This window comes from Xanthomonas arboricola (assembly GCF_003353015.1).
Classification (GTDB): Bacteria; Pseudomonadota; Gammaproteobacteria; order Xanthomonadales; family Xanthomonadaceae; genus Xanthomonas; species Xanthomonas arboricola_E.
In genome coordinates this window covers 185,370-210,571 of record NZ_QREM01000008.1, presented here as the reverse complement: position 1 = coordinate 210,571, position 25,202 = coordinate 185,370, and the positions used below count along the sequence as shown (strand labels likewise).

General features: G+C 65.3%; 19 protein-coding genes (1 of these 19 only partly in view). 11 read left to right on the top strand and 8 right to left on the bottom strand.

Annotation, left to right across the window (positions count from 1 at the left end; all coding sequences use genetic code 11):
• Window positions 1-260: 260 nt before the first annotated feature.
• The 3 genes from C0541_RS08890 to C0541_RS08880 are packed head-to-tail and all read right to left on the bottom strand — an operon-like array spanning window position 261 to window position 3,701.
• Window positions 261-2,309 (bottom strand): hypothetical protein, encoded by a 2,049-nt coding sequence (locus tag C0541_RS08890; RefSeq protein ID WP_115047689.1) that lies wholly within the window; start codon window positions 2,307-2,309, stop codon window positions 261-263.
• Window positions 2,306-2,755: a hypothetical protein gene (locus C0541_RS08885; RefSeq protein ID WP_115047687.1), complete on the bottom strand. Its 450-nt coding sequence runs from the start codon at window positions 2,753-2,755 to the stop codon at window positions 2,306-2,308. Before C0541_RS08885 ends, C0541_RS08890 begins: the two co-directional genes overlap by 4 nt.
• Window positions 2,756-2,759: 4 nt before the next feature.
• Window positions 2,760-3,701 carry a hypothetical protein gene (locus C0541_RS08880; RefSeq protein ID WP_115047685.1) on the bottom strand — a complete coding sequence of 314 codons (942 nt, stop codon included), beginning with the start codon at window positions 3,699-3,701 and terminating at the stop codon, window positions 2,760-2,762.
• A gap of 557 nt (window positions 3,702-4,258) precedes the next feature.
• Between C0541_RS08880 and C0541_RS20705 the strand changes: the two genes are divergently transcribed.
• From C0541_RS20705 to C0541_RS08865, 4 genes are all read left to right on the top strand, one after another.
• Window positions 4,259-4,501: a hypothetical protein gene (locus tag C0541_RS20705; protein WP_153064972.1), complete on the top strand. Its 243-nt coding sequence runs from the start codon at window positions 4,259-4,261 to the stop codon at window positions 4,499-4,501.
• 89 nt (window positions 4,502-4,590) lie between these two features.
• Window positions 4,591-4,884 carry a hypothetical protein gene (locus C0541_RS08875; RefSeq protein WP_115048168.1) on the top strand — a complete coding sequence of 98 codons (294 nt, stop codon included), beginning with the start codon at window positions 4,591-4,593 and terminating at the stop codon, window positions 4,882-4,884.
• A 171-nt stretch (window positions 4,885-5,055) separates the two neighbouring features.
• Window positions 5,056-6,981, top strand: a complete 1,926-nt coding sequence (locus C0541_RS08870; protein WP_115047683.1) for an alpha-L-fucosidase — start codon at window positions 5,056-5,058, stop codon at window positions 6,979-6,981.
• Between the two features lie 212 nt (window positions 6,982-7,193).
• Window positions 7,194-7,499 (top strand): hypothetical protein, encoded by a 306-nt coding sequence (locus tag C0541_RS08865; RefSeq protein WP_115048166.1) that lies wholly within the window; start codon window positions 7,194-7,196, stop codon window positions 7,497-7,499.
• Between the two features lie 190 nt (window positions 7,500-7,689).
• On the opposite strand, the gene galA is transcribed toward C0541_RS08865, so the two are convergent.
• The 4 genes from galA to C0541_RS08845 form a co-directional block, all read right to left on the bottom strand.
• Entirely contained in the window at window positions 7,690-10,224 is a 2,535-nt protein-coding gene (gene galA / locus C0541_RS08860) for a beta-galactosidase GalA (protein WP_115047681.1), read from the bottom strand.
• Complete coding sequence (locus C0541_RS08855; protein WP_115047678.1) at window positions 10,221-11,420, bottom strand: glycoside hydrolase family 53 protein; 1,200 nt, start codon at window positions 11,418-11,420, stop codon at window positions 10,221-10,223. The genes galA and C0541_RS08855 overlap by 4 nt, the downstream gene beginning before the upstream one ends.
• 161 nt (window positions 11,421-11,581) lie before the next feature.
• A complete protein-coding gene (locus C0541_RS08850) occupies window positions 11,582-14,266 on the bottom strand; it encodes a TonB-dependent receptor (protein WP_115047676.1) in 2,685 nt (894 codons plus the stop codon).
• A gap of 372 nt (window positions 14,267-14,638) precedes the next feature.
• Complete coding sequence (locus C0541_RS08845; protein ID WP_115047674.1) at window positions 14,639-16,024, bottom strand: short-chain fatty acyl-CoA regulator family protein; 1,386 nt, start codon at window positions 16,022-16,024, stop codon at window positions 14,639-14,641.
• Between the two features lie 123 nt (window positions 16,025-16,147).
• Here C0541_RS08845 and C0541_RS08840 point away from each other — a divergent pair, with 123 nt between their 5' ends.
• The 7 genes from C0541_RS08840 to C0541_RS08810 all read left to right on the top strand — a co-directional run bounded on the left by C0541_RS08840 (window position 16,148) and on the right by C0541_RS08810 (window position 25,101).
• Window positions 16,148-17,653, top strand: coding sequence for a CoA-acylating methylmalonate-semialdehyde dehydrogenase (locus C0541_RS08840; protein WP_115047673.1), 1,506 nt, complete (start codon window positions 16,148-16,150; stop codon window positions 17,651-17,653).
• A 10-nt stretch (window positions 17,654-17,663) separates the two neighbouring features.
• Window positions 17,664-18,845 (top strand): acyl-CoA dehydrogenase family protein, encoded by a 1,182-nt coding sequence (locus tag C0541_RS08835; RefSeq protein WP_115047671.1) that lies wholly within the window; start codon window positions 17,664-17,666, stop codon window positions 18,843-18,845.
• On the top strand, window positions 18,842-19,639 hold the full coding sequence (locus tag C0541_RS08830; RefSeq protein WP_115047669.1) for an enoyl-CoA hydratase: 798 nt from the start codon (window positions 18,842-18,844) through the stop codon (window positions 19,637-19,639). The genes C0541_RS08835 and C0541_RS08830 overlap by 4 nt, the downstream gene beginning before the upstream one ends.
• Window positions 19,639-20,811 carry an enoyl-CoA hydratase/isomerase family protein gene (locus tag C0541_RS08825; RefSeq protein ID WP_161959979.1) on the top strand — a complete coding sequence of 391 codons (1,173 nt, stop codon included), beginning with the start codon at window positions 19,639-19,641 and terminating at the stop codon, window positions 20,809-20,811. The genes C0541_RS08830 and C0541_RS08825 overlap by 1 nt, the downstream gene beginning before the upstream one ends.
• A 159-nt stretch (window positions 20,812-20,970) precedes the next feature.
• Entirely contained in the window at window positions 20,971-21,873 is a 903-nt protein-coding gene (gene mmsB, locus C0541_RS08820) for a 3-hydroxyisobutyrate dehydrogenase (RefSeq protein ID WP_193725909.1), read from the top strand.
• 813 nt (window positions 21,874-22,686) lie between these two features.
• Entirely contained in the window at window positions 22,687-23,649 is a 963-nt protein-coding gene (locus tag C0541_RS08815) for a cation diffusion facilitator family transporter (protein ID WP_115047665.1), read from the top strand.
• Window positions 23,650-23,817: 168 nt separating this feature from the next.
• Window positions 23,818-25,101, top strand: coding sequence for an aspartyl/asparaginyl beta-hydroxylase domain-containing protein (locus tag C0541_RS08810; RefSeq protein ID WP_115047663.1), 1,284 nt, complete (start codon window positions 23,818-23,820; stop codon window positions 25,099-25,101).
• Between the two features lie 23 nt (window positions 25,102-25,124).
• Here the strand turns inward: C0541_RS08810 and C0541_RS08805 are convergent, their stop codons facing one another.
• Window positions 25,125-25,202 carry the final stretch of a sulfotransferase gene (locus tag C0541_RS08805; protein ID WP_193725908.1) on the bottom strand. The gene runs 1,395 nt beyond the window's last position, so the window shows 78 of its 1,473 coding nt (coding positions 1,396-1,473); the start codon falls outside the window, past its right edge; it ends in the stop codon at window positions 25,125-25,127.

Genomic DNA, 25,202 nt, shown 5'->3' with positions numbered 1-25,202 from the left:
TCTGTCGTCACGGATTAGGCAATCGCTTGGTTACGTGATTCAGCAGCGACAAGAGTCTCCGGGTGCTGCCCGGTTAACCTGTTTCTTGTCCGATTCGATCCGGTCGGCGGCGAGCATAAGCAAGCCCGAGTCGCTCCAGCTGGCCTGTGAACACGATGATGGCGGCAGCTCGACTAGAAAGCCCAGCCGGGCCGCCGCCGCCGGCTGACGCGCAAATTTTCTAGGTGCGGCCCAGTTATGAGTGATACGCCAGTCTTTGGTTAGAGCGGGGCTATAAGCTTGCCTTCCCACGAAATCAGCTTATGAGCGACGCCGTCTGTCACATAGTCGAAGATGCTGGGGGACTCATCGAACGACGCTGCGACGATGCTCTGAAGGTTTGGAGGAGACGCAATGAGTGTTTTGAACAGTGCCCGCTGGCTCTCCTGGCTCATCGAGTGCTGGCCTGGCTCGTCCAGGAGCAGGAAGCCTAGGTGATTGCCCTTCGGCTTGCTCATCGCCGAAGCTTGGTAGAGGGCGATAAGGTAAGCCCAGATCAGACGAACAAAATCGCTAGCGCTTGATTCAGATTTGATGTCAGGCCTCTGTCGATACTCCCGGAGTTCAATGTCGCTCAGTGAAGGCATCAATGACTTGTCATTGATGCTGACATCCCTGATGTTGGCGACACTTGTGTAGCCAAAGGATCCGGTGTTCGCCCTGAAGTTCTTCTCGAACAACCCGATGGTTGCTTCGTCGCTATCGGTGTATAGGTTTTTAGGAAGTGCGGTCCGCAACTGCTGATTCGTTCTCAGGCGATCGGCAATGGTAGCTAGTTCTCCCGCAAGGCGCTCCGACGCTTGGGCAAGGGCATCAAGGCGACCGATCTCGAGCTCAAGCTGAATGGCGCGGCGCAAGGCAGCCTTCTCCTGCTGTGCGCTGGAACCAAGATCTTCCTTGAGCGATGTGAGGCGGTCTCGCTTTCTGTCTAAATCCTGTGCAAAGCTTCTGACAGATACTTCGGATTCTATGAGGCCTTCTTCGAGAGCTGAAACTTGGCGGCTAAGCATGCGGCGCTGGCTTTCCAGATAGCCGATATTGCTCTCCAAGTCCATCTGGCTGCCTGAAATCCGCTCCACGACGAGAGAGTCCGAAACAGGTTGGTGGCAGGAGGGGCAGTTTCCTTTGGCAAGCTCGACCCCGCGCTGGGCTCCCATCTGCTGAAGTCGCTTTACCGCCTTGTTCTTCGTCAGGTCCCGATCTGTTTCGTTGAGCAGGTTCTTGAGCTCTGTCCGAGATGCGGCTTGAAGTGCGTGATGGCTCGATGCCCGGTCGTAGAGCACCGCGATGCGTTGAAGATCTTGCTCGGCTTGGGATATCCGAGTTCTGAGTTCAGGCGTCCCATCGGTGCCCTTGTCACCCTTGTTAGACGTCAGCCCTTGCAACTCCGATGCAAGGCTCAATGCGTAATCACGAAGTGTCATGGGCTCATCGGAGGACGCGCGCTTCAGCTGAACTTCCTCCGGGAGGAACGCGGCGGTGACCTGGGCAGGAGCTCCATGCAGGCTGAAGCCCAGCGCACCCGCCTCACGACGCAGTTCGTCCAGGGCCTGTCGCCAATCCAAGTTGATTTGCGAGGACTCTGCGTCCAGCTCACTCTTTAAAGCAAGATTCTCAAAGGTGCCAAGCCCCAACAGATACTCGGCAACCCGCGTGCGCGCGTCTCGGATCCCGTAGAAAGGTATCCCGGCGATGTAGTCAGTCCATCCCCGTTTCTGTTCGATGGCGTGGGCTGCGAAGACGGTTTGAAGATACAGCTTTGTCGTTCTTCCGCTCGTGAGGCCAACTCTGGGCAAGCTGAGGCCAAGGAACGACTCAAACTGTTGGAAGAAGCCATCCTCTTGGGATGCGCTGCCCTGCCCATGAATGTAGGTCGGACGCCAAGAATTCGGGGTGACGTGTTCAGTAAGGACGGCTCCGTTTGCTATTTCGACTAAGCGGTCGCTGCGAGCTTCGTCTTTGATGGCCCGGCGCATGGTGATGACCTCGCCAGACGCGTTTTCCAGTTCGATGAGAGTCTCGGCAGATAGGATACTGATGGTCTGTCCCTCATAGTCAAAGCTCATCCGAACCGCCGACGTAAGCTGTTTTGGGCCAACGCCGCCAACGAGTTCCTCCATGCCAATGCTGTAAAGCAGGCTGTTGAAGAAGGTGCTCTTGCCGCTCGAGTTGCGCCCCTTGATGATGGTCAAGTGCCGAGAAAACGTCTCCGCAATCCCAAATAGGCCGCTCGGGGTGTCGAGTCGTAGCTGAAAGGCTTTGATGATCATTGCAGGCTCCACTCCTTGGACGCGTCGTCAACCATTGCTTCGGTGATCGACTTTCCGATTTCCTTTAAAAGGGTCTTCTCTACAACTAGGACTTCATTGTCGGACAGCAGCTCCCTTGCAAAGAGTTCGCCATCATCGGTGAGCTCGTATCCCTTTGCGTTGGCCGTAACCAAGCCTGAAGCCTTTGCATAAGTGAGGGCGTTGGCGAGCATCGGATCGAACCCCCAGGTGACCAGGTCTAGCCTCTTGGTTCGTGAGGCAACAACAAGCTGCTGTCGTCGCTCCTCGGACTTCAGTGCCCAGTTGAAGAGATGCAACCGGAGCAGGCTGGAGCGATTTGATCGGCAGGCGAGCAAAAGCGTTAGCAACACTTGGCTGATCTTGTAAAGGGGGCGGTGCTCTGGGAGAACCGGCGATGGGCGCAGTTTGAACTTCAGCGTCGACATTGGCTCACGCTCCCTGGTCCGTGCCGTAGTCCAACGTGCAGACCGCAAGCCACCGCGCGACAGTGAGGCGAGCCAGCTTCTGTGCGTTCACTGTCCCTACCTCATGGCCCAAACTAACGAGACGCGCTTCCAGATCGGTCTTGATCTGAATGGTTAGAGCTTCAGGCGTTCCTGTCCAAGTGATGCTGTCTTCTTCGACCCGTCGAGCGAATTCGTCAATAAGAAGTGCTACCCGCAGATAAACCGCTGGAGCTTCGTGCTCCAGCTGCCTGTAGAAGTGATCTGACTCAAGGAAGTTCTTGGTGGTGACGTTTACCAACTGATCTACGTTGCCCTTGTAGCCAGGATGAGACACCTTTCCAGACAGGCGGGCCTCTGACTTTCGGAGGATGTTCTTGTCGAAATCCTCGCCTCCGTCCGCAGGTAGTGCCAGGGGTGGCGGAGTGCCAAGGGTTAGCGGCAGGCCATGCGCAGTTGTGAGTTCTTGGATCTCAACGATGTAGAAGTCGATGTCATGCAGTTCAACGCTGAAGTCAGACGAGAGGAAGGGAAGGTTCCAAGCCTTGACCTCTGCCTGCTTCTTCTGAGCATGCGCAAGCAACTTGTTGTGATTGATATGCGGCGTGACAAAGCACCATTGACGAATCTTTGTCTCCCCAAGCCGGAGTTGCAGTTCCACGCTGTTTTTTGACAGCTTCAGTTTGCCTAGGTCTGTGGTGATCTTATCGACCTGACGTTCGTAGAGTTCGGCTTGGGTGTATTGTTTTTCAGGACAGTAGCATTGGAACGCCATGCCACTTGCCTTGCAGAACCCCTCCAGCCCAAAGTCACCGGGGCTAGTGGGTATTTGCTGGTAGCCGTGACCTGCGAACTTGCGCTTGAACACTTGCTGGCACAACTGCTCCCAACTGGTGCCGTCCAGTGTTCCGATCTTTGTCGCATACATACCAAGCTCCGTTGGTCATCGCGTTTGTCTGGCCAAACCCGTAACGGGCCCGATACGTTAGTTGCAAGTGAAATGTAACCGGGACCCCGCTCCAATCTCAAGGCCGCTCAAAACGAGCGAGGCCCTGACCTTGTCAGCATGTTGCGATTTTGTTGCGACAAGCTGGGAATCGTTATGGGGCCGCAATTAAGGCGCTTGCTGCACAAGGCTCCAGAGCAATACGATCACCATACGCCAAGATTGCTTCATCAGCGGCGTGTGCTCGGGCGTTCCCGTGCTGTGCCTGGATTTGTCTTTGGTGTCAGTGGTTTGCAAGAACGTGTTCCAAGATCTGGGCGCGGTGAGGGGCGGGCAGGCGGTGGCCCGCGGTGCCGGGAGCAGGGGCGCTGGCCAGGCGCCTGCGCGCGGCGGCTGGGCTGGCTGGGTCGACCGACGGCGTGCAAGTTTAAGCCGAGCTGCCAGGGATCGCGATCCGGACGGCTGTCGTCGCGCTGGCGGCGCGGCGCCGGGCGGCCGCGCCGATCAGTGCCGCGCAGGGCGGTGGTGGCGCGAGCGATATGCTTCATCGCTGGTACCAGGTGGCCTCCGCCGGCCGTGGAAGCGAGCCGATCGCCGCCGATCACATGCGCTGCCAGCCCGGCTGGCCGTCAGCGCCTTGCGGTAGCCGGCGAGGGCTGTTCAGTCCGGACAGCATGGGGGCCGACGGCATGCGGCTGCGGAAATCGCGTCTGATGGTGCCGATCCGCCGCGCCGTGACCTTTCTGGAGGCCTGCGGCTGTATCGATGCGAGCGGCGACTGAGGTGGCCCAGGCTTGTGCCAGCTGCACATCGCCGTGTCGGCCGCGGGGCTAGAGTGCTCGGCCACAGACAGACGTACGACACGCCGCACATGGATAACCGCAATCAGGAATGGATGCAGGCCGTCACCGACGCGCTTAGCGATCTGCTGGCCGCGCGCGTCGCGCAGGCGACGCTGCTGGAAGCCATGCTGGTCTCGCATCCCGACCCGGTCGCCTTGAGAAAGGCCTGGGACGAACTGTCGTCCCAGCGGATTGCAGTCGTTGCCCAGAACAAGGCAGCCGCCCCGGTGGAACGGCCAATGGACGCATACACGCTGGAACAATTCCAGGCCTGGGAAGAGAAGTTTCGCCGTTATTTTCCGCGGGATGTGGATCTGCGCTAGGTGTGCGGTCGCGCCCTCGTGCCGTCGAGACGCTACGCTGCACAGCGCATTTTCCAGACGTCAGGGCCTGCCCGTGCGCAGTGCCTTGCAGGGCGCCGGTTGCGTCGGGGTAGGACTCTTTCGCGGTTGGAAAAGCTAAGATCGAAAATTGTGCAACGTCGGAAAGCGCTAATGATCGATCGTCGTACCTTTCTTGCCACCGGTGTGGCGGCCGCCGCCAGCTTCAGCGTCTCGGCGGCCCGGATCGCGCAGACGCCGCGCTCCAATGGACCGGCCCCATGGGGGGCGGTGCCCAGTGCGCGACAGCTGCGGTGGCATCGGTGGGAGCAATACGCCTTCGTGCATTTTGCGATGAACACCTTCACCGACAAGGAGTGGGGCTACGGCGACGAAGACCCGCGCAAATTCGATCCCAGCGATTTTTCACCCGACCAGATCGTCGCTGCGGCCAAGGCCGGCAATCTGAAGGGGCTCATTTTCACGGCCAAGCACCACGACGGGTTCTGCCTCTGGCCGACGCGGTTGACCGAGCATTGCATCCGGAACGCGCCCTACAAGAACGGCAAGGGTGACATCGTCGGCGAAATGGCAGCAGCGTGCCGCCGCGCCGGCCTGGCGTTCGGCATCTACCTCTCTCCCTGGGATCGCAACCACGCCGAGTATGGGCGCCCCGGCTATCTCGACTATTTCCGCAAGCAGATCGTCGAACTCTGCACAGGCTATGGCGACCTGTTCGAGTTCTGGTTCGACGGCGCCAATGGTGGCGACGGCTACTACGGTGGAGCGCGCGAATCGCGCAAGATCGATGCGCCCGCCTACTACAACTGGCCGCGGATGATCGAGCTGGTGCACCAGTACCAGCCGATGGCCTGTACCTTCGACCCGCTCGGCGCCGATATCCGCTGGGGCGGCAACGAGGACGGCATCGCCGGCGATCCGAGCTGGCCGACCATGCCCAATGCCCCGTATACCCAGGAAAACGGCAGCTCCGGCGTGCGCGGGGGCGCGCTGTGGTGGCCGGCCGAAACCAATACCTCGATCCGCCCGGGCTGGTTCTACCATGCCGATGAAGACGGCAAGGTGCGCAGCCCGGAGAACCTGGTGCGCTACTTCGACACCTCGGTCGCGCGCGGCACCAACATGAATCTCAATCTTCCGCCCGACCGCCGCGGCCGCATCCCCGACCACGACGTGGCGGTGCTGCAGAGCTTCGGCGACGCGATCCGCGCCAGCTTTGCCATCGATCTGGCCAGGGGCGCCAAGGCCAGCGCCAGTGCGTCGCGCGGCGCAGGGTTCGAGCCGGCGCGCGTGCTTGACCGCCAGCCGGACAGCTACTGGTCCACACCGGACGAGGTCACCACGCCGACGCTGACGCTGGAGCTGTCGGCGGCGCACAGCTTCGACCTGATCCGGCTACGCGAGTATCTGCCGCTGGGCGTGCGCGTCACCCGCTTCGCGGTCGAGGCCGAGGTTGATGGGCAATGGCGCCGGCTGGCCGAAGCGCAGTGCATCGGTGCGCAGCGGATCCTGCGGCTGGATCGCCCGATCGCGGCGCGCCGGGTACGCCTGGTCGTGCTTGAGGCGCCGGTGTGCCCGGCAATCAGCGAATTCGCGTTGTTCCGGGCCGTGGCGCCAGTGCCGGTGGCGCGGCCGACGGCGAACGCGCCGGACGTGCTGTCCACCGCCGGCTGGCGCATCGTCGAGGCGAACGCGCCAGGGGCGGAAAGATTACTCGACGACGATGCCAGCACGATCTGGATCACGCCCGCACCCACGCCGGGCCATCCAGTACAGGCGACCATCGACCTCGGCGCGCTGCGTCAGGTGGCTGGTTTCAGCCTTACGCCCTCGCGCACGGTGATGAACGGTGCGGCGCCGCCAAAGGGCTATCGCGCCGAAACCAGCGAAGATGGGCAGCGCTGGCAGCCCGCCGGTGCCGGTGAGCTGGCCAATATCGCCTATGCGCTTTCGACCCAGCGGCTGAATTTCCCCGAGGTGCGGCAGATCCGCTACCTGCGGCTGTCGTTCGCGGAGACGGCGGTGCCCGCCGAGCGGCTGGCGATCGCGGGGATTGGGGCGTTCTCGCGCTTGCGGTGAGGCTTGTGCTCCCGCGCCGCCATGCGCCGCGCGGGAGCACAGCGTTGCGGTGACGCAGTGTCGCGGGCATGAGATGGATCAGGCGAAGCGATGGAGCGAGAAATCACCTGTTCGCATCACGTGGTGTCCTGAATCTTGAACCGTGCTTGCACACCGCCGTTCCGGATGACGCGCTGTGGTGCGCGGCGCACGAGGCAAGCGATCGGTTGGGTATGGAACAGAAACAGCAAGAGTGGATGCAGGCCGTGACCGAGGCGCTCAGCGACCTGCTGGTCGCACGCGCGGCGCAGGCCACGCTGCTGGAAGCGATGATGGTCTCGCATCCCGACCCGGTGATGCTGCGCAAGGCGTGGGACGAGCTGTCGTCCCAGCGCATCGCGTATGTGGCGCAGAAAAAGGTGGTCGCTGCCGATCCGCGGCCGATGGATGCCTACACGCTCGAGCACTTCCAGGCGTGGGAAGAAAAGCTCAGCCGCTACTTTCCGCGTGCGCCGGATGCAGGGAGCACGGATGCGTGAACCCGCCCGCCAGCGTCCAGTCGCCGGGCGTAACAGCGGTGGGCCGGGCGGGTGTGACCACCGCATGCCGCCTGCGCACGCGGGCGCAGGCGACTGACCGTGCCGGGAGCCAGTCATGGCTCCCAGCCCTGCGGTGGGTTGGGGTTGACATGGTTCCTGATGATCACTGCAGCCGCTGCTACGGGCTGCGTCAGGCCACCGATGCGCGCGGTTTGGCCTTGTCGGCCTCCAGGCGCAGGGTGGCAGCGGCGAGGCCGGGTGCGGTGGCCTGCAAGACGATGCCGCCGGCGCTGCGCGTGCTCTGCAGCAGGGCCGCACACAGTCCACTGAAGGCCTTGCGTTGCGGCGCCTTGTCATCCTCATGGCTGGCAGGGTCGCCATTGCCCACGCCGATCAACCGCGCAGGGCCGCGCAGCGCGAACTGCACCAGGCTGTCGGCGGTCGGTACCAGGCGGCCTTGCGCATCGACGATCTCCACCTTGACCACCGCCACGTCTTCGGCATCCGCGCGCACTGCGTCGCGGTCGCAGCTCAGGCGGATCGCTGCCGGTTTGCCGGCCGTCTCGCGGCGTTCGCTGAGCACCAATTTGCCACCGCGATAGCCGCGCGCTTCGATCACGCCCGGCGCATAGGCGACGCGCCATTCCACATGCCCGTAGGCTGGCACCTGCTGCAGGCCCTGGCTGACGCCGTTGACCAGCAATTCCACCGCTTCGAGATTGGTATGACACCAGACGGCGACGTGGCCCTTGTCGTCGGGCTGCAGCAGGCCGTCCCAGTTCCAGTGCGGAAACAGATGCAGCACCTGTTCGCTGGTCCACTGCGCGCGGTAGTACCAGTAGTTGTCCTTGGGAAAGCCACAACTGTCCAGCACACCGAATTGCGAAGCGACATTCGGCCAGCGGTTGTAGGGCGTGGGTTCGCCGCGGTAATCGAAACCGGTCCAGATAAAACCGCCGGCGATATACGGGCGTTGCGCGACGTAGCTCCACCAGGCTTCGGCGGTGCTGGCCCACCATGGGTGGTCCATGTCGTAGGCGCGGGTGTAGCCGCGCGCGTCGTCACGCCGGTAGTTGCCGCGCACCGACACGGTGCTGCCGGTCTCGCTGCCGTAGATCGGAATGTGGGGGTATTGGGCGTGGAAGCCGTCCATCTGGCTGGTGCGGTAGTTGAAGCCGACCACATCCACCACCTGGCCCACGCCATCGCCAAAGCCCTTGTCCATGGCGAACGTGGTGGGACGGGTGGGATCGAGCTGACGCACGCGTTGCTGCATGCGGCCGACGATGCGCGCGCCGCGCTCGGTCACCTGTTGCGGTTCTTCGTTGCCGAGCGACCACAGGATCACGCTGGGATGATTGCGCCCGCGCCGCACCATCGTCTCCAGCTCGCCCATGGCTTCGGGGTCGGTGGACATGCGGCGGGTTTCCTCGATCACGAACATGCCGAGCCGGTCGCACAGTGCGAGCAGTTCGGGCGTGGCCGGATTGTGCGAGCTGCGATAGGCATTGCAGCCCATCGACTTGAGCTGGCGCAGGCGCCATTCGTGCAGGCTGTCGGGGATGGCGGTGCCGACGCCGGCGTGATCCTGGTGGTTGTTGGTGCCGTGCAGCTTGAGCGGTGCGCCGTTCAACAGGANGCCGAACGGCGTGACCACCGCATCGACCGCCTTGCCGTCGCTGTGCACGCTGGTGGTCAGGTGGTAGAGCTGCGGATTGTCGATCGACCACAACGCCGCCTGGCCGAGCGGCAGGGTCTGCTCGACGCGCTGTAGCTGGCCGGGTGCAAGCGTGATGGTCGTGCTGGCTGCCTGTGCAACGACGCGCCCATCCGGCGCGGTCACGCGCACCTGCACCGTGCACTGGCGCGCGGCGGTGCCGTCGTTGCGCACTTCGGTGGACAGTTGCGCAGTGGCGTTGCCGTCCTGCACGGTGCTGCGCACGAACACGCCGTGCTGCGGCAAATGCAGCGGGTCGGTCTTGTGCAGCCACAGATGGCGATAGATGCCGGCGCCTTCGTAGAACCAGCCTTCGCCCAGCGTGGCATCCACGCGCACCGCGATCAGGTTGGGCTTGCCGTAGTCGAGCACGTCGCTGAGGTCGACCTCGAACCCGCAATAGCCGCTGGCATTGCGCCCGACGATGTGGCCATTGCAGAACACGATGCAGTCGCGGAACACGCCGTCGAACACCAGGCTGATGCGCTTGCCCAGGTCGCTGGCGGGAATCTGCAGCGTGCGGCGATACCAGCCCACGCTGTTTTCCGGAAAGCTGGTGCCCAGGGCCTTGTAGCCATGCGCGGCGGCCGGGTCTTCCTCGGTGATGGTGGCCGAGATCGGCTCCTGCCGGAAGGGCAGGGTGACGGCCCAGTCGTGCGGCAGATCCAGCAGTTCCCAGCCGCTGTCGTCGAAGGCGAGCTGCGCGGCGGTGGCGGTGTCCTTGCCGGCCTTGGCGAAAGTACGCTGGAAGGTGCCGAACTCGAAGTCGCGCGAGGGGTCGCTGGCATGGCCCAGATGAAAGCGCCAGCCAAAGTCGAACAGCAGCCGTTCGCGTGGGGCCAGGGCTGCATCGCCGAGCGCGGCAAGCGGCGTGGCGGTGTTACCTGCGGCTGGTGCTGCAGCGGCGATGGCGGGCAGCAACGCACCGGCCGTACCGACCGGAAGTGCGGCGCTCACGCCGCTGGCGAGCATGCCGCGCAGCAGTTCGCGGCGATTGATGCCGGTCATGGCTGGGTCCTCTTGCCGGTCTCCGTAGCGTCGCGCTGCATGCCCGCGGCAGGTTTGCCCGTCGGTGCAGGCACGCCGGTATACGGATGACGCATGAAGTCGATCGCCGGCAGCAGCTCGTTGCCGTGCTTGAAGTCGAAGAAGCTGGCGTTTTCCCACGACGAGCCGGTACCCCAGCGTGTCTTGCAGCTGCTGCTGGTCCATGCCGGCTCCCAATACACGACGCCGGCGCCGCCGGTGTCGATCACCAGCTGGGTGAGATCGACCATGTACCTGGCCTGGCCCTGTGGTGTGGCCGGGTAGCCGGCAATCAGCGAATCCTCGCCGAGCAGGTTGTGCGAGGTGTCGCCGGACTCCAGCGTCCACGGGTACGCAGTCTCCACCACCACCACATCGGCGTCGTATCGGCCGCGCAGGCGCTTGATGGTCTTGCCCAGCTCGGCCATCGATTGGGTCGACCACTTGCGGTAGTAGCTGATGCCGATCAGGTCGTAGTCGGTGACGCCGGCCTTGGTGGCGGCGGCAAACCACGGCTCCACATTTTCCGGCTGGGCGATATGCAGCATCACCCGCGGCTTGATCGTGGAGCGTGCGCCGATGTCGCGCACTGCCTTGATGCCGGCATTGAACAGCTTGGCGTTGCGTTGCCAGTTGATGGGGCGCTGCTTGTCCCACGGCTGGCTGTCCATCAGGTCGGAATTGCTTTCGTTGCCGACCTGCACCAGCTCCGGCATCAGGCCGGCACGGTCGAGTGCGCTGAGGGTGTCGTAAGTGAAGCCGTACAGCGTGCGCGCCAGTTCATCGGTATCGGTGATGCTGGCCCAGGCCTTGGGAATCAGCTGTTTTTCGCCATCGGCCCAGTCGTCGGAATAGTGCAGGTCCAGCAGCACCTGCATGCCCTGCGCACGGGCGCGCGCGATGGTCTTCTTGACGTCGGACAGATCGCTGTAGCGGGTCCAGCGGGCATCGTTCCACAACCGCACGCGCACCAGGTTGGCGCCGTGCGCATGGAAGAGTTCGAATGGGTCCTTGACCACCCCGTTCTCGCGGTACTGCACGCCGCATTCCTCCATCTCGTTGACGTAGGACAGGTCCGCGCCCAGATACAGCGTGGCGGGGGCCGGGGCGGCGTGTGCGAAGGTGGAGATGGCCAGCGCAAGCAGCGCGGGCGTCCAGAGGCGGCGTGTGGAGCGCATGCAATTCCTCGACAGATAGAGCGCGGAGCGGGTGACGGCCTGCCGCAGGCGGCAGGACCGTCGTGCGGTCGGTGCGCGCAATCGCACCGTCGCTGACGGAGACGATTGCGCGCACCGACCGCAGCTGTGGAGCAGTCGTACAGCTGGGGTGTCGCTGGCGCCTAGAACTTGTAGGTGGCTTCCAGCTGGTAACGACGGCCGAACACCTGGTAGCCGCCATCGTCCTGGTTGGCCAGGCGGTTGGACTTGTTGTCGGTATAGGCGCGCAGCGGCTCGTTGGTGAGGTTGCCGGCCTGGAAGCGGAAGCCGAGCTGCTTGCTGTACTGCCAGTTCAGGCTCAGATCCACCGTACCTTCGCTCTGCAGCCGTGCCAGGCGCGCCGCATTCCAGCCATACACCACGGTGTAGGGGCTGTGGTACTTGTAGCCCACGCGCGCTTCGAAGCTGCCGTTGCTGTACCACAGGTCGAAGGTGCCGGTCTTGCGCGCCAGGCCGCTCAACGGCAGCGGGTTGTTCTCCGGCGAGAACTCCTTGAGGTTGGAATCGACCAGCGAGAAGTTGGAATAGACGCCGAAGTTTTCCATGTGCGGGATGAAGTAGAACGGCGTCTGGAAGGTGAGTTCCACACCGTTGATATGCCCGCCGCCGCCGTTGAACGGGGCGCTGACCAGGTAGTCCAGGCCGTTGATGATTTCGCGGTCGGTACGGTAGCCGATGCTGGAATCCACCTCCTTGCGGTACACGGCCAGTGCGGCGAGCGCTTCCTTGTGGAAGTACCACTCGTAGGACAGGTCGACCTGGGTGGCCTTGAACGGATCCAGCTGCGGGTTGCCGCCGCTGCCGGTGAGCTGGCCGACGGTGACGTTGGGGTCGTCCAGGCGCCGGCCGGTGCGCAATTCGTCCAGCGGCGGACGCGCGATGACCTTGGCCACTGCAAAGCGCAGGATGCGTTGATCGTCGATCAGGAAGTTGACGGTGGCGCTGGGCAACACGTCGGTGTAGTCCTTGCGGTCGCTGCTTGCCTGCACGGTGGTGCCGACCGAATCGAAGCCGTTGCTGGTGGTCTTGGTGTTGACCAGGCGCACGCCGATATTGCCGGTGACATCGGTGCCGAACAGCTGCGAGCTGAACACCGCCTTGGCGAAGGCTTCGCGGACGTCTTCCTTGACGTTCCAGTGGTCGAGCAACTGCTCGTTGAGCGTGGCCGGGTCGAAGCCGCCGAAGCCGATCTCGGCGATGGCATCCATGTTGCCGCCGGTCAGCGTGGGCACGTTCAAGTCCGGCATGGTGACCGGGTAGATCAGGCCCTGATAGGCCGAGATCGGCTGGTCGTAACCGGACTGGTTGCTGATGAAGCGGCGGTTCTGCTTCTCGCGGCGCGCGGCGCGTGCGCCGAATTCCAGCGAAGTGAACGCGGCGGCATCGATCGAGCGGCTGGCGTTGAGCGCCAGCGCGGCGATCTTGTCGCGCAGCCCCTGCGGCTCGGTCTGGCCGGCGATGCCCCACTCGGGGGTATCCGAGCTGGTGCGGATGGTGGGGGTGACGCTGCGGCGGAAATCGAACGAGACGGTGTCCGGGTTGCTGCCGAAGCGCACCGCCTGCCAGGTGTTGTCACGCTTGGCCTGCGAGAACGACAGGTCGCTGCCCAGCGTCCACACATCGCCGCTCCACTTGGCGTTCAGGCCGCCGGCGGTGAGCGTCTTGACCTCGTTGTAGTGGCTGACCACATGGTCAACCTGCAGGTTCGAGTTGGCCAGCGTACCGGCCACCACGTCGCCATCGACGATGGTGTAGGACGAGCCCGGCGTGGTGTACGGATTGGCGCCGGTCGAGAAGGTGCTGTAGGCCAGGCCGTTGAACCAGTTCTGCAACTGGTCTTCGTCGATCTCGATACGCGAGTACAGGCCGTCGAACTTCAACTCGAAGTTGCCCGAGCGCCATTGCACCGTGCCCATCGCGCCGGTGCGGGTCTGGTCGGTCAGCTTGAGCTGGTCGGCCGCGCCGAACGGCGTCGGGTCCACGGTCCCGTCGCCATCCACATCGCGCGAGGTGGTGGCATCGGTATAGCCCCAGCTGCCGATCGAGGAATTGGAATTCTTCTGCTTCTGATAGGTGGCGCCCAGCGCAACCGCCAGGTTGTCGTTGATCTGGTGCACCCAGCTGGCGCCGAAGCGGTTGCCCCACGGGGTGTAGCCATCCACGTCCTTGGCGTGGTCGTAGAACACCGGTCCGGCGGTGCCGACAAAGCCCGGGCCGGTGTAGTCCAGCGGGCTGATGGTGGAGATGTCCACGGTGGCGGCAAGACCGCCGGCGACCAGGTCCGCCGACTGGGTCTTGTAGACCTTGACGGTGGAGACGATCTCGGTGGGAAACACTTCCCAGCGCACTGCACGATTGGGTTCGGAGGAGGCGATTTCGCGCCCGTTGACGGTGCCCATGGTCATGCGCGGGCCCAGGCCGCGCACGGTGGCCAGGCTCTCGTTGCCGCGGTCGCGGGTGCCGTTGACGCCGGGCAGGCGCACCAGCGCTTCGGCCACGGTGACATTGGGCATCTGCCCCATGTTGTCTGCGGAGATCACTTCCATGACGTGATCGGACATCTGCTTGGCCTGCACCGCCTGGTTCAGGCTGGCGCGCTGGCCGATCACGGTGACGTTGTCCAGCGTGACCGGCGGCGCAGCCGTGGTGCTGGCATCGGTGGCCGGCGGCGCGGCAGGCGCGCTGTCCTGTGCCTGCGCACTGAACGCGGTGGCCAGCACGCAGGCAATGGTGGCGCAGAGGACGTCGCGCACGGGCGTGCGGCGCAGGCGCCGGCTGGCCGGGTGGCCGGTATGGTGAACGGGCATCGTTTGATCCCTCCCAGGACAAAGTTACCGAATGGAATAGTGGCCGCTGGTGCGGCGCTCTGGCGCGGCTGCGCGCTGGCGCGTCCGACGCGGGCATGGCGGTTGCTGCGGTACTGCGGTGTGGAGCTGATTGGTCGTGTGCGTGACGCCGCGACGATCCTCGATCGTCCTGGCGTCCCCCTGTCCTGCATGTGTCCGCTTCAGGGTAGAAGCGCAAGCCATTCCATTCCAATGAAGCATTTTGCGTGAGGTATCTCGCGTTGGAATGCTGCAGTGCAGCGGTAGCGCTTGATTCGTCACAGTTACGGCCTGCATTGCAGGCGCTGGGGCAGTGAGGTTGCCTGGGCGACGCGACGAACCCCTGGTCTCGGGCTAGTGCGCGTTGGCAGGCAACCGGGGCAATGCCGGAAATGCGCGTTGCACGCAGTCGTTGCGTTCGCAGGTCAGGCAGCCGGGGCCGATCGGCACCGCATCGTCCACCGCGTCCAGGTCCCAGCCGCGCGCATACACCAACTGATCGGCATGGCGCAGGTCGCAGCCCATCGCCAATGCAAAGGTCTTGCGCGGGCGGCCATAGCCCGGCGCGCCGCTGCTGACCTGGCGCGCCAGCCAGAAGTAGCGCCGGCCGTCGGGCATCCGCGCGATCTGGGTGAGGATGCGGTCGGGCTGGTTGAATGCCTCGTAGACGATCCACAGCGGGCAGGCGCCACCGACATGCGAGAAGTGGAAGTCGGTGGCCGAATGGCGCTTGGACACATTGCCGGCACGATCGACGCGCATGAAGAAGATCGGCAGCCCGGCCGCGCCGCGCCGCTGCAAGGTGCTGAGCCGGTGGCAGACCGCCTCGAAGCCGACCCCGAAGCGATCGGCCAGCCATTCGATGTCGTAGCGCGAGCGCTGGGCGCTGCGCAGGAATTGGCCGTACGGCATCACCAGGGCGCCGGCGAAATAGTTCGACAGCCCGATCCGCGACAACGCGATACGTTCGGCATCTTCGAAGCCGGCATCGGCGATGCGTGCGTCCAGCAGCGGTGCGCATTCCAGCAAGGCCAGCTGCGCGGCCATCTGGAAGGCCTGCTGGCCGGGGCGCAGATGCGCGGGCAGCCACAGCACGCGCGCCTGCGTGTCCACGCTGCGCTTGTCGCTGTGTAGATCGGGCGCGTCCTGCACCAGCAGTCCGTGGCGGTCGGCCAGGCGTTGGCGCAGCCGCAGCGGCAGGTTGTCCGAGGTCAGGCCGAGTTCGGCATACAGCGCCTCGGCGCGCTCATCCAGTTCCGGCAGATGGTTGTGCGCGCGATTGAAGTAATCGCGCACCTGCTCGCCTGGCGACAGCGAGGGCAGCGCGGCGTGGTCGGCGCCGATCTGTATCTCCAGCGCGGCATTGCGCTCGAGCAGGTGCTGGTGGGCGCGGTGTAGGTCCAGCAGGGCCTGGGCCACCTGCGGCAGATTGCCGGTGAGCACGCGCAGCTCGGCGGCCGACAGGCTGTGGCCCAGGCTGCGCAGCGATTCGTCCAGCGGCTCGACCAGCGCGGCCGGGTCGTCCAGGTCGAGCAGGCCGTCGAGATCGCCCAGGGTGGCCTTGAGCCGTTGCTGGATCGCCAGGGTCAAGGGGCGCTGGTTGCGCTCGATCTGGTTGAGGTAGCTCGGCGACAGGCCGAGCCGGCGCGCCAGCTCGGCCTGGGTCAGGCCGTGGCGCTGGCGCAGCCGCTGCAGGCGCAGGCCGAGCTGGTGGCGGAGCGGGAGCTGCGACTGGGGCATTCGCAAGATTCGCAAAATAGTGGACGCAGCTTAGCGCGATTAAGCAGTCCCGGGCTGGGAAAGCCGGGGCGTGCTGCGAACAATGCGAAGCACCTGCCCTGACCTTCTGCGAGCGAGCCCGCAATGCCTGATTCCGTCCCGCGCGTCTCCCTGTTGATCGACGGCCAGTTCGTCACCTCCGCCAGTACCCGGTGGCAGGACGTGGTCAACCCGGCCGATCAATCCGTGCTGGCGCAGGTGCCGTTCGCCACCACCGGCGAAGTGGACGCGGCGGTGGCTGCGGCCAGCCAGGCATTCGTGAGCTGGCGCAAGACCCCGATCGGCACGCGCGCGCGCATCTTCCTCAAGTACCAGCAGCTGATCCGCGAGCACCTGCCCGAACTGGCCGCGCTGCTCAGCGCCGAGCAGGGCAAGACCCTGGCCGATGCCGAGGGCGATGTGTTCCGTGGGCTGGAAGTGGTGGAACACGCCGCGGCAATCGGCAACCTGCAGCTGGGCGAGCTGGCCAACAACGTCGCCAACGGCGTGGACACCTACAGCCTGCTGCAGCCGCTGGGCGTGTGCGCGGGCATTACCCCGTTCAACTTCCCGGCGATGATTCCGTTGTGGATGTTCCCGATGGCCATTGCCACCGGCAACACCTTCGTGCTCAAGCCATCCGAACAGGACCCGATGGTGACCATGCGGCTGGTGGAACTGGCGCTGCAGGCAGGCATTCCCAAGGGCGTGCTCAATGTCGTGCATGGCGGCGAGGACGTGGTCAACGCGCTGTGCGACCACCCGGAGATCAAGGCGCTGTCGTTCGTGGGCTCCACCAAGGTGGGCACCCACGTCTATCAACGCGCCTCGCTGGCCGGCAAGCGCGTGCAATGCATGATGGGTGCGAAGAATCATGCCGTGGTGCTGCCGGACGCCAACCAGGAACAGACGCTCAACGCGATGGTCGGTGCGGCCTTCGGTGCCGCCGGCCAGCGCTGCATGGCGGCCTCCACGCTGGTGCTGGTGGGCGAGGCGCGGCAGTGGATTCCGGCGCTGGTGGCCAAGGCCAGGGGCCTGACCCTGGGCGCGGGCAATGCGCCGGGCACCGAGGTCGGGCCGTTGATTTCCTGCGCCGCGCGCGCACGCGTGGAAGGCCTGATCGCTTCCGGCGTGGAGCAAGGGGCCACGCTGGAACTGGATGGTCGCGCGCCCAGCGTGCCGGGGTTCGAGCAGGGCAACTTCGTCGGCCCGACGATCTTCTCCGGCGTGAGGCCGGGCATGCGCATCTACGACGAGGAAATCTTCGGCCCGGTGCTGGTGATCCTGGAGGCCGCCACGCTGGACGAGGCCATCGCCCTGGTCAATGCCAATCCCAACGGCAATGGCACCGCCTTGTTCACCCAGTCCGGCGCGGCGGCGCGGCGTTTCCAGGAGGACATCGACGTGGGCCAGGTCGGCATCAACGTGCCGATTCCGGTGCCGGTGCCGCTGTTTTCCTTCACCGGCTCGCGTGCCTCCAAGCTCGGCGACCTGGGCCCGTACGGCAAGCAGGTGGTGATGTTCTACACCCAGACCAAGACCGTGACCGCGCGCTGGTTCGACGACGAAACGCTGGGCCACGGCGTCAACACCACCATCTCCCTCAAGTGACCTGATCGCCATGAATGCAGCCATCCAGCGACACGCCAATACGGCCGATTTGAATGACGAGCAGGAAGCGTTCCGCGCCGCTGCGCGCGACTTTGCCGACAAGGAACTCGCCCCGCACGCCGCGCGCTGGGATGCGGAAAGCCACTTCCCGCGCGAGGCCATCGCCAGGGCGGCCGAGCTGGGCTTTTGCGGGCTGTATACCGATGAAGGCGTGGGTGGCCTGGGCATGCGCCGTCTCGATGCCGCAGTGGTGTTCGAAGAACTGGCCACGGTCGATCCGTCCACCTCGGCGTTCATCAGCATCCACAACATGGCCACCTGGTTGATCGCCAGCTACGGCAGTGACGCGGTGCGCGCGCAATGGGGCGAGGCGATGACCAGCGGCGCCAGGCTGGGTTCGTATTGCCTCACCGAGCCGGGTGCCGGCTCGGACGCGGCCTCGCTCAAGACCCGTGCACAGCGCGAGGGCGACAGCTACCTGCTCAACGGCAGCAAGGCCTTCATTTCCGGTGCGGGCGCCACCGATGTGCTGGTGGTGATGGCCCGCACCGGCGACGACGGCGCCCGCGGCATCAGTGCCTTCGTGGTGCCTGCCGATGCGCCCGGCATCAGCTACGGCCGCAAGGAAGAGAAGATGGGCTGGAACAGCCAGCCCACCCGCGGGGTGAGCTTCGAGAACGTGCGCATTCCGGCCGGCAATCTGCTGGGCAAGGAAGGCGAGGGCTTCAAGATGGCGATGAAGGCGCTCGATGGCGGCCGCATCAATATCGCCGCCTGTTCGTTGGGCGCAGCGCAGGGCGCGCTGGATGCCGCGCGTCGCTACATGGGCGAGCGCCGTCAGTTCGGCAAGAAACTGGCCGATTTCCAGGCCCTGCAGTTCAAGCTGGCCGACATGGCCACACAGTTGGTTGCCGCCCGGCAGATGGTGCACACCGCTGCGCGCAAGCTTGATGCCGGCAGCCACGATGCCACCGTGTGGTGCGCGATGGCCAAGCGCTTCGCCACCGATGCCGGTTTTGCGATCTGCGACGACGCCCTGCAGATCCACGGCGGCTACGGTTATATCCGCGAGTACCCGATCGAGCGCCTGCTGCGCGACAGCCGCGTGCACCGCATCCTGGAAGGCACCAACGAGGTGATGCGCATGATCATTGCGCGCCACCTGCTCAACGGCGAGGAGGAACTGCGATGAGCGATTGGGCAACACAGGCGCATACCGGCTTGCAGGTCGAACGCGATGGCCATGTCGCCATCGTCACCTTGTGCAACCCGCCGGCCAATACCTGGACCGTGCACAGCCTTGCAGCCTTGCGCGATCTGGTGCGCGCGCTGGATGCGGACCGCAGCATCTACGCGCTGGTGATCACTGGCGAGGGAGAGAAGTTCTTCAGTGCCGGCGCCGATCTCAAGCAGTTTGCCGATGGCGACAAGGCCAATGCGCGCGCCGCGGCCCGGCGGTTCGGCGAAGCCTTCGAAGCGCTGAGTGCGTTTCGCGGCGTGTCGATCGCGGCCATCAACGGCTATGCGATGGGCGGTGGCCTGGAGTGCGCGCTGGCCTGCGACCTGCGCATTGCCGAGCAACACGCGCAGCTGGCCCTGCCGGAAGCCAGTGTCGGCCTGTTGCCCTGCGCCGGTGGCACCCAGAACCTGCCGCGCCTGGTCGGCGAGGGCTGGGCCAAGCGCATGATCCTGCTCGGCGAACGTGTGGATGCTGCCACCGCACAGCGGATCGGCCTGGTCGAAGAGGTGGTCGGCACGGGTGAGTCACGTGCGCAGGCCATCGCCTGGGCACAGCGCACCGGCAAGCAGAGTCCGGCCAGTGTCGCGGCCTGCAAACGCCTGGTGCAGTCCACCCGCCATGGCACCCATGCCGCCGCGCTGGTGGCAGAGCGCGAGGCCTTCGTCGACCTGTTCGAGCAGCCCGATCAGGCCGAGGGAGTCGCAGCCTTTCTGGAAAAGCGCGCGCCGCAGTGGAGCAATGGCTGATGCTGGATGAGCGCCCAACCGAAGAAGCGCCGGTGCTGTTCGAACAACGCGATTGCGCCGACGGGCATCGCATCGGCATCGCCACCTTGAACTCGCCCAGGACGCTCAACGGCCTGTCGTTGCAGATGGCGCGCCTGCTGGATGCGCAGCTGCGCGTCTGGGCCGACGATGCGCAAATCGCCTGCGTGGTGTTGCGTGGCGCAGGCGAGAAAGCGTTCTGCGCGGGCGGCGACCTGCACGGTCTGTACCAGAGCATGCGTGCGCATCGCGAGGCGGTGCCGGATGCGCAGGAACGTTGCGCGCAACCGCAGGCCAATGCGCATGCTGCTGCGTTCTTCGAAGAGGAATATCGGCTCGACCATCGCATCCACACCTATCCCAAGCCGCTGCTGTGCTGGGGCCACGGCATCGTGATGGGCGGCGGCATCGGCTTGATGTCCGGCGCCAGCCATCGCGTGGTCACCGAGCGCTCGCGGCTGGCAATGCCGGAGATCAGTGTCGGCCTGTTTCCCGATGTCGGCGGCAGTTGGCTGCTGCGCCGGGTGCCGCACGCTGCCGGGTTGTTTCTGGCCCTGACCGGTGCGCCGCTGGATGCCAGCGATGCCATCTACGCCGGGCTTGCGGATGTCCGCCTGGAGCATGCGCAATACGGGCCAGTGCTGGAAGCCTTGAGCGCGCATGCCTGGACAGGCGATGCAGATGAGGACCGCGCCCAGCTCGGCGCGTTCCTGCACGGGATTGCGCAACCGCTGGAGCCGGGCCCACTGCAGGTGCATGCGGCCTTGATCGCGCAACTGGTGGCAGGCCGGACGCTACAGGAGGTGGTCGCTGCAATCCTGGCACTGCAAAGCGAGGACGCCTGGCTGCAGGCCGCGCGCGCAACGCTGGCCGCCGGTGCCCCCGGCTCGGCGCGCCTGGCCTGGGAGCTGCAACGTCACCCGGGCACCGGCACGCTGGCCGACACCTTTCGCACCGAGTACGTGGTGGCGCTGCATGCCGCCGCGCATGGCGACTTCGCCGAAGGCATTCGCGCGCTGTTGATCGACAAGGACCGTACGCCGCAGTGGCAGCCTGCCGCGCTCGAACAGGCCGATGCGCAATGGGCGGCGGCATTCCTGCAATCGCCCTGGCCACCTGCATGGCATCCGCTTGCCGATCTTGGTGCAGGTTGAGTCGCTGACACGCCGATGCGAACGGTCCACAAGGGATGCAAAAGATGAGCGGCATTCGCACGGCAGGGCCGTTGGATGCCATCCGCCTGTCTGCAGCGTACGTTCTTCGGCCGGGCACACCATTCAACGGCTGCGCCCTCGGGTGATGGCCGCTCAAACCTGGAAAACCACACCATGAGCAAGATCGCTTTTATCGGCCTGGGCAATATGGGCGGGCCGATGGCCGCCAACCTGAGCAAGGCCGGGCACCAGCTGCGGGTGTTCGATCTGGTGCCCGCTGCGCTGGACGCGGCAGTCGCTGCCGGCGCGCATGCCGCCAGCTCCGCACACGACACCCTGGCCGACGCCGAGATCGTGATCTCGATGCTGCCGGCCAGCCGCCATGTCGAAGCGCTGTACCTGGGCGAGGCCGGGATTCTGGCGCAGATTCCCGAAGGTGCCCTGGTGATCGACTGCAGCACCATCGCACCCGTCAGCGCACGCAAGCTCGCCGCCGAGGCGCAGGCGCGTGGCCTGGCGGTACTGGATGCGCCGGTCTCCGGCGGGACGGCGGGTGCGGCGGCAGGCAGCCTGACGTTTATCGTCGGCGGCGCCGCCGAAGTGCTGCAGCGTGCGCGGCCGGTCCTGCAGGCAATGGGCAAGAACATCTTCCACGTCGGCGACAACGGCGCCGGCCAGGTCGCCAAGCTATGCAACAACATGGCGCTGGGCGTGATCATGGCCGCCACCGGCGAGGCGCTGGCGCTAGGCGTCGCGCAGGGCCTGGACCCGGCGGTGCTGTCGCAGATGATGGCGGTCAGCACCGGCCGCAGCTGGGCCACCGAAGTCTGCAATCCCTGGCCGGGGGTGCTGCCCAACGCGCCGGCATCGCGCGGTTACAGCGGCGGCTTCGGCAATGATCTGATGCTCAAGGATCTGGGGTTGGTCGCCGAATCCGCAGTGCAGGCGGGCGTGTCGATTCCGCTCGGCGAGCTTGCGCGCAATCTGTACGCGATGAACAGCCAGGCCGGTAACGGTGCGCTGGATTTCTCCAGCGTGATCAAGCTGGTGGCCAAGGTTTGAGAGCGGCTGACAGGGAGGGGTAGTCGGAATGGCACTTCGCATCCGTCTGGAGAGTTGATCGAACTGGGGCATCGGCGGTAGAGCGAATGATCTGCGGCTTGGCTGCAGGGCCCTTGCCCGCCCACCCTCGCAGGACACACCGCAAGTACGTCCATGTAGGCGCTTACGCGGCATCCATGCCGCGTAAGGTCCCGCGACGGTGGGCAGGCAAGGACCAGTCGAGTTGATCGGTGTGCATGGTGTTCAACAAAACAGCCGCAGCCGGTGCGGTGTCCTCGCCGCGCCCTCTACGCTGTGAGTTTGCTGCAGGGCCCTTGCCCGCCCACCATCGCAGGACACGCCGCAAGTACGTCCCTGTAGGCTCTTACGCGGCATCCATGCCGCGTAAGGTCCCGCGACGGTGGGCGGGCAAGGAGCAGTCGAGACGNGCATCCATGCCGCGTAAGGTCCCGCGACGGTGGGCGGGCAAGGACCAGTCGAGATGGTCGGTACGCATGGTTGCAAGCAGGGGGCAGGCAGTGCATGCAGCGCAGCCGTCCGATGAGGTGGGGTCTGATCAGCTTCTTTCTATCTGAGCAGTGTCACTGCCAATACGACATCACTCCACCCGCTAACGAAGCGGGGGTTGCCGACACGTTGCCGCCATCGCTGCGGCGTTTGAGAGGTTCTGTTGGCCGCCCCAAGTCGCTATCCGGCCTGGGCAACAAGGTGCGGCGCCGCGCTCGCGTGATGTGATGTCATCACGCCCGGGTGTAATAGTCTCCGCCATCGCGTGCGCCTAAGGTGCGCGCATTGCACGAGGCTAGCGCATCCATGGGACACGACCACAACCACGCACCCAGCGACATCCGCCACGAGACGCCGCTGTGGTGGGCGCTGGGGCTCACCGCCACGTTCCTGTTGGCGGAAGTCATTGGTGCGTTCATCACCAACAGCCTGGCGCTGTTGTCCGACGCCGCGCATATGGCCACCGACACCGTGGGCCTGATGATCGCCCTGCTTGCGGTGCGCCTGAGCCGCCGTCCTGCCGACGCGCGCCGTACCTATGGCTACGTGCGGCTGGAAGCGCTCGGCGCGCTGGCGAACGGTGCGCTGCTGTTCGCGGTCGGCGCTTACATCCTGTGGGAGGCCGCGCAGCGCTTCCGTGCACCGCAGGATATTTCCTCCAGCGGCATGCTGCTGATCGCCGGCTTCGGCCTGGTGATCAATCTGGTCGCCATGAAGCTGCTGCACGCCGGCAGCGGCGAGAGCCTGAACGTCAAGGGCGCCTACCTGGAAGTCTGGAGCGACATGCTCGGCTCGGTGGCGGTGATCGTCGGCGCGCTGTTGATCCGCTGGACCGGCTGGCAGTGGATCGACCCGGTGCTCGCGGTGCTGATCGGCCTGTGGGTGCTGCCGCGCACCTGGGTGCTGCTGCGCGAGGCGATCAATGTGCTGCTGGAAGGCGTCCCCAAGGGCATCGATCTGCCGCAGGTGCAGCAGGCCCTGGCCAGCCACCCCGGCGTCGAGGACGTGCACGACCTGCACGTCTGGGCACTGGCCTCCAGCACGCCTGCGCTCACTGCACACGTGGTGGTCGGCGAAACCATCGACCGCGACCGCCTGCGCGACGCCCTCGCCGAGCTGCTGCACGCGCGCTTCGAGATCACCCACGTCACCTTGCAGGTGGAGAGTGGCGATTGCGGTACCGAGCCGTGTGGCACGGCGCCGGCAACGCAAGGCCCAGCGCACGGCGATCATGGTCACGCCCATTCGCACGGCGGCCACGCGCACTGACGCGGACCGCACGCCGGCTGCCTGTTGCCTGAGTGGCGCTGGCATGGCGTTGCCTGGAACAGCACGTGGCCGGGCCATCTTCTCCGGTCATGGGAAAGCCATCGCGCCATCGCGCCGCCGCCCAGGCCGTATGATCGGGCTGGGGAAGACGGCGGGGCCAGTGGCGTGATGGCAGTACAGATCGAACAACGCAACCAACGCATCGCCGCGCTGATCGCCGAGGCGGGCGCCGCGGCATCGGCCGGGCACTGGCAGCAGGCCGAGCAGCTGTGGGCACAGGTGCACCAGTTGGCGCCGGCGCATCCGCAGGCCTTGTACAGCCTGGGCGTGCATGCCTACCAGCGCGGCGATGCAACGGCGGCGCTGGAGTACCTGGCGGGCGCGCGCGCAAGCAGCCCGGGCGATCCGATGATCGTGCTGACCATTGCGGTGGTGAAGCAATCGCAAGGCGATGTGGATGGCGAATGGCAGGCCATCAGCGCGGCGTTGGCGCTGGATGCGTATTTCCTGCCGGGGTTGCTGGCGAAGGCCGCGTTTCTGCAGGCGCGCGGTCGCCCGCGTGCCGCCGCCGGCGTCTATCGCGACGCGCTGAAGGTTGCGCCACCCGAGCCGCAATGGCCTGCGGTGTTGCGGCGCAAGCTCGCCCTGGCCACGCAGGCGGTGGAGCAGGACACGCTTGAGCTGGAGGCGCACTTGCGCGCTGTGTTGGACACGCCAGGCACCGCTGTGGATGCCGCGCTCGCCGGACGCTGGGCGGAAGCGGCCGCGATCGCATGTGGACGCAGCCGCCCGTTCCACTCCCAATCCAACCGCCTGTACGTCCCGCGACTGCCCGCCTTGCCGTTTCATCCGCCGGAGGCGTTTCCGTGGATCGCTGCAGTACAGCGTCAGACCGGGGCGATTGCGCAGGAACTGCGCGCCGTCATGCACGCGGACAAGGGCGGCTTTGCACCGTATATCGCCTACGCGCCGGACCAGCCGGTCAATCAGTGGAAGGAGCTCAACCATTCGCCGGCCTGGAGTTCCTATCCGCTGTGGGCGCATGGCCAGCCGGTGCAGGATCATCTGCGGCAATGCCCGGCAACCGCAGCCGCGTTGGCATTGGTCGATGCGGCACGGATCGATGGCGTCTGCCCGAACGCGATGTTCTCGGTGCTGGCGCCGCAGACGGTCATTCCGCCGCACCATGGCGAGACGAATGCACGCCTGGTGGCACATCTGCCGTTGATCGTGCCCGACGGATGCAGCTTCCGGGTCGGTTACGACTGGCGGCAGTGGGAGGTGGGCAAGGTGCTGGTGTTCGACGACTCGATCGAACACGAGGCGCGTAACGAGAGCGCGCAGCTGCGCGCAGTGCTGATCTTCGATGTCTGGAACCCGCTGCTGAGCCAGGAAGAGCGGCAGATGGTCAACGCCATGGAAACGGCGATTGCCCGCCACCGCGCCGGATGAGAGGCTGCCGGTGGTTGGCCAGTTCAGTCCGCAGGTGCGATGCCGAACCGGGCAAGCGTGGCGCGCATCGGGCATTTCCAGGCCGTGGTCGATCGAGTTGC